The organism is Brevinematia bacterium (assembly GCA_039630355.1).
Lineage (GTDB): Bacteria > Spirochaetota > Brevinematia > DTOW01 > DTOW01 > SKYB106.
In genome coordinates this window covers 1-4,220 of the sequence record JBCNVF010000042.1, presented here as the reverse complement: position 1 = coordinate 4,220, position 4,220 = coordinate 1, and the positions used below count along the sequence as shown (strand labels likewise).

Genomic DNA, 4,220 nt, shown 5'->3' with positions numbered 1-4,220 from the left:
AAGAGAGATTAGTGTTGGGCGGGAGATGTGTTATTTTCTTATTACGAACTTAGGGATATCCTAGATAGGTTGTTAAGATTCCTTGGTGTAGCTTATGAGGTGAGGCCGAAAAAGTATACCTTTCTGCACGAATATATCTCTGGTGAGATAGTGGTTTATGGTAAGAGTATAGGTTTTATTGGGAAGTTGCATCCTGAACTTTGTAGCAAACTTGAAATGGGAGATACGCTTGTTGCTGAGTTTTCAATCTCCGAGCTTGAGAAGAGTTTGAGAAGTGAGATTTCGGTTAAGGAGATAAACAGGTTGCCGTTCTCATCAAAAAATATTTCTGTTCTTTTGCCAAAGAATTACTATGTGAATGAGTTTGTGAAGTTTTTAGAAGAGTATGATACGAAGAACAAGAATTTGAGGGTGGAGAGCGTGAGGGTGGTTGATATATACGAAGGGTCTAGTATTCCAGAGGGTTTTAAAAGTGTCAATGTGCTTATTAGGTTTCAGTGGGTAAATGAGGTTAAGGAAGATACTGAGATAAAGGTAGTCTTTATGAATATGATCAAGGATATTCAAGAAGGCTTAGGTTTTTCTGTAAGAGGAGTGGAATGAAGGAGTTTTTGAAAAGTGTTTTTTTGGCTAAGAAGGATCTAGTGGGTGCCCCTAGTGGCTTCTCCTTTGAGTTTAATGAAAAAAGAAGGTTGGTTGAGCCTCTTTACAAGATTGTAGAGACTAGGGGGTTTGTTGAGGTTTCTACTCCTACTTTTGACTTTTTTGAAGTGTATGAGAAGACATTAGGAAGTGGTGCGAAGGAACTTTTTGTATTTAAGGATGGTAGCGACTTTATAGTTCCTAGGTATGATATAACTACTCAGATTGTGAGGTTTCTTGCTCCAAGGGTAAAAAGTTTGAAGTTTCCGGTGAAAGTTTTTTACTATGGTGACGTATTTAGAGAACCTGAGTTTAGGTGGTATCCTAGACAAATAGGGCAGTTTGGTGTTGAGATAATAGGTGGGGGTGATAATGATCTTAGGGAGCTTCTGGAAGTATTGAAGGAGATGCTTTCTGTGTTTGTGAGCTTGAAGGTTTTTAATGAGTATAAGTTTGTGTTTAACTTTTCACAAGTATTAGATAGTGTGTTTTCCAAGTTTCCGTTGGATGAGAGAGAGCTTGTGAGATACCTTTTGTCTAACAAGGATCTGCCTTCGCTTAGGAATATGGCTGGAGAGGAGGTGTTTAGGCTTATTGAGAGGTTTGTAGATCTCTCGTTTGAGGAGAAAGTTGAGGTAGTTGTTGATGAGGTTTTTGATATTCTTGGTATGGAGGTTTTGGGTATTAAGTTAGGTGTGGGTATGGTGAATGAGATTTTTGGTGATACTATTTTTGATCCTACTCTGGTGCCCGATATAGACTACTATAGTGGTATTTTCTTTAAGGTTTATGTTGATACCTTGCCTTACTCTATCGCAGGTGGTGGAAGATATGATAGTTTGACTGAAAGATTTGGCTACAAAGCAACAGCGATGGGTTTTGCTATTGATGTGGTATGAGAAAGATACTTTGTATTGATATAGGAAATACGAATGTTGTGATAGGGATATCTTCAGAGGGAACGGATTTTGATTTTAAGCATTTTAGGATTACTACTAATCACTTTATAACAGTAGATGAGGTTTCTTTGACGATATTTAACACTCTCAGGTATTTTGGTGTTGGTAGGGAGGAAATTTCGGGTGTAATAATATCTAGCGTAGTGCCTGAAATTGAAGTTCAGTTTAGGTATGGGATTATGAATCTCGTGGGATTAGAGCCGAAATTTGTGGTTGCATCTGATATTCCTATGGAGATAGATTACAAGAATCTCTCGGAGATAGGTAGTGATAGGTTGGTGGATGCCTATGCGTCAAAGGTGCTATATGGTGACAACTGTATAGTTGTTGATACAGGAACTGCTACTACGGTTGATGTGGTATATGGTGGTGTTTACAGGGGAGGGGTTATAATGCCGGGGATTCAGACCTCTCTGTACGCGATATTTCAGAGAGCTTCAAAGATTCCAAAAATTTCGTTGGAGGTGCCTGGTAGGGTTGTAGGTAAGACTACGGAAGAATGTCTTAGATCTGGAATAGTTGTGGGGCTTGCAAAAGGTGTGGAGGGTATAATAAAGGAAGTTTTTAAGGAGATGGGAACGGAAGAGTTTAAGGTAGTTTTTACTGGAGGCTTGTCTGATAAAATATTCGGCTTGGTTAGTGTGAATGAGAAGTATATAGACAAGGAGCTTATGCTGAAAGGGTTGAAGTTGTTGTTTTTTAGTTTACATTAAGAGTTGGTTGTATTTCTGTCAGGACCTTGGAAAGTTTGTCTTCCTTTGCTGGCTTTTTGCCCAGAATTTTTTCAATGTCCTCGGATGAGAGAGTTTCTTTTTCAATGAGTTCTTTTGCTAATTCTTTTAGCTTGGCAACATTGTCTTTTACCAGAGCTAAGGCTTTGGAGTAGCAGTGGTTTACGATTGATTTTATTTCGCTATCAATGACCTCGGCTATTCTATCGCTGTAGGTTTTTTTGACAACGATGTCTTTTCCTAAAAAGACGGGTCCTTCTTTTTCTCCGTATTGTATAGGACCAAGAAGTTCACTCATTCCCCATTCGCAGACCATGGCTCTAGCAATCTTTGTTGCTTTCTCAATGTCGTTCTGTGCTCCATTGGAGATAAACTCTGGCCCAAACATTACCTCTTCCGCCGCTCTTCCTCCGAGTATTCCCATTATCATTTGATACAACATCTCCTTGTTGTAGAGTTTTCTGTCGTTTATTGGTAGCTGTTGTGTTACTCCCAGTGCTCTGCCTCTTGGAATTATGGACACTTTGTATACTGGATCTGCGTATGGTAGAAGATGTGATACTAGTGCATGTCCAGCTTCGTGGAATGCGGTTATCATCTTTTCTTCAGGTGTGATAACATACACCTTTTTTTCTGGTCCCATTAGCACTTTATCTCTGGCTTTCTCAAAGTGTTTCATATATACTTTTTCAGAATTTTCTCTAGCTGCTATTAGTGCAGCTTCGTTTACCAGATTCTCGATGTCTGCGCCGGTAAATCCTGGAGTGCCTTTAGCAATTGTAGGGATATCTACATCGTTGCTGATCTGAATTTTCTTGATATGAACCTTAAGTATCTCCTCTCTTGCTTTTATGTCGGGTATGTCAACGACGATCTGTCTATCAAACCTACCAGGTCTGAGTAGTGCAGGGTCAAGGATATCAGGCCTGTTTGTTGCTGCAAGAACAATTATACCTTCTTGTGAGTCAAATCCGTCCATTTCTGCAAGAAGTTGGTTTAGAGTTTGTTCTCTTTCATCGTGTCCTCCGCCAAGTCCTGCTCCTCTGAATCTGCCTACAGCATCTATCTCATCTATGAAGACAATGCAAGGAGCGTTTCTTCTTGCTTGATCAAAAAGGTCTCTTACTCTGCTAGCACCAACGCCTACGAACATCTCAACAAACTCAGAACCGCTCATACTCAGAAACGGTACTCCTGCCTCACCAGCAATAGCCTTAGCAAGGAGTGTCTTTCCAGTTCCTGGTGGCCCAACAAGAAGAATGCCCTTTGGTATCCTAGCCCCTATCCTTATATACTTCTTCGGATCCTTAAGAAAATCAACTATTTCCATCACTTCCTCTTTTACTTCATCTATTCCGGCAACATCGCTAAAAGTAACTTTTTTGGGAGGATCTTTGTATACCCTCGCTCTGCTTCTCGTGAAATTGAATATTCTTGTGTTGTCAGTGCTACCTCCTACTTGCTTGCCAAAAATCCAACTGATCAGAATCAAACCACCTATCAGTATTCCAACAAATATCAAAATATTGACTAGATCTGACATACCAGTGGTGTCTTTACCATAAACTTCAACTCCGTTTTCCGTAAGAAGTTCTAAAAGTTTTGTGTCAGCAAAACTCGGTAGGAGAACCTTAAACTGGAAAATAGCACCTTTCTCCTTTGATAAAGCTTCGCCGTGCACTATTCTATTGTTCTCTATTGTAACCTTGATAACTTGTTTGTTCTTAACCATTCTTATGAACTCTGTGTAGCTGATTTCCGGGGTGAATTTTATATTACCTACGGGAGATAATAGATAGATGATGAGTGTAGCTATAGCAAGTATTATAAGTACGGTCCATATGCTTGACTTATCGGGGTTAGGTGTTAGTTTCCCTGACGGCTTGTT

Annotated in this window: 4 protein-coding genes; 3 read left to right on the top strand and 1 reads right to left on the bottom strand. The window is 39.8% G+C overall.

All coding sequences use genetic code 11. The annotated features are described in order from the left end of the window. Positions 1-27 precede the first annotated feature (27 nt). From ABDH28_03240 to ABDH28_03230, 3 genes are read left to right on the top strand one after another with little or no spacing between them, the layout of a single operon-like run. A complete protein-coding gene (locus ABDH28_03240) occupies positions 28-603 on the top strand; it encodes a hypothetical protein (GenBank protein MEN2998034.1) in 576 nt (191 codons plus the stop codon). After that, a complete protein-coding gene (locus tag ABDH28_03235) occupies positions 600-1,541 on the top strand; it encodes an ATP phosphoribosyltransferase regulatory subunit (GenBank protein ID MEN2998033.1) in 942 nt (313 codons plus the stop codon). The genes ABDH28_03240 and ABDH28_03235 overlap by 4 nt, the downstream gene beginning before the upstream one ends. Beyond that, positions 1,538-2,314, top strand: coding sequence for a type III pantothenate kinase (locus tag ABDH28_03230; GenBank protein ID MEN2998032.1), 777 nt, complete (start codon positions 1,538-1,540; stop codon positions 2,312-2,314). The genes ABDH28_03235 and ABDH28_03230 overlap by 4 nt, the downstream gene beginning before the upstream one ends. Here the strand turns inward: ABDH28_03230 and ftsH are convergent. After that, positions 2,301-4,220: ATP-dependent zinc metalloprotease FtsH (ftsH, locus tag ABDH28_03225; GenBank protein MEN2998031.1), on the bottom strand; the 1,920-nt coding region annotated here is incomplete at its 5' end. The genes ABDH28_03230 and ftsH overlap by 14 nt on opposite strands.

Excerpts from the sequence above, each read along its gene's own strand:
- ABDH28_03235 (MEN2998033.1), top strand. The coding sequence starts at position 600 with ATGAAGGAGTTTTTGAAAAGTGTTTTTTTGGCTAAGAAGGATCTAGTG.
- ABDH28_03230 (MEN2998032.1), top strand. The coding sequence starts at position 1,538 with ATGAGAAAGATACTTTGTATTGATATAGGAAATACGAATGTTGTGATA.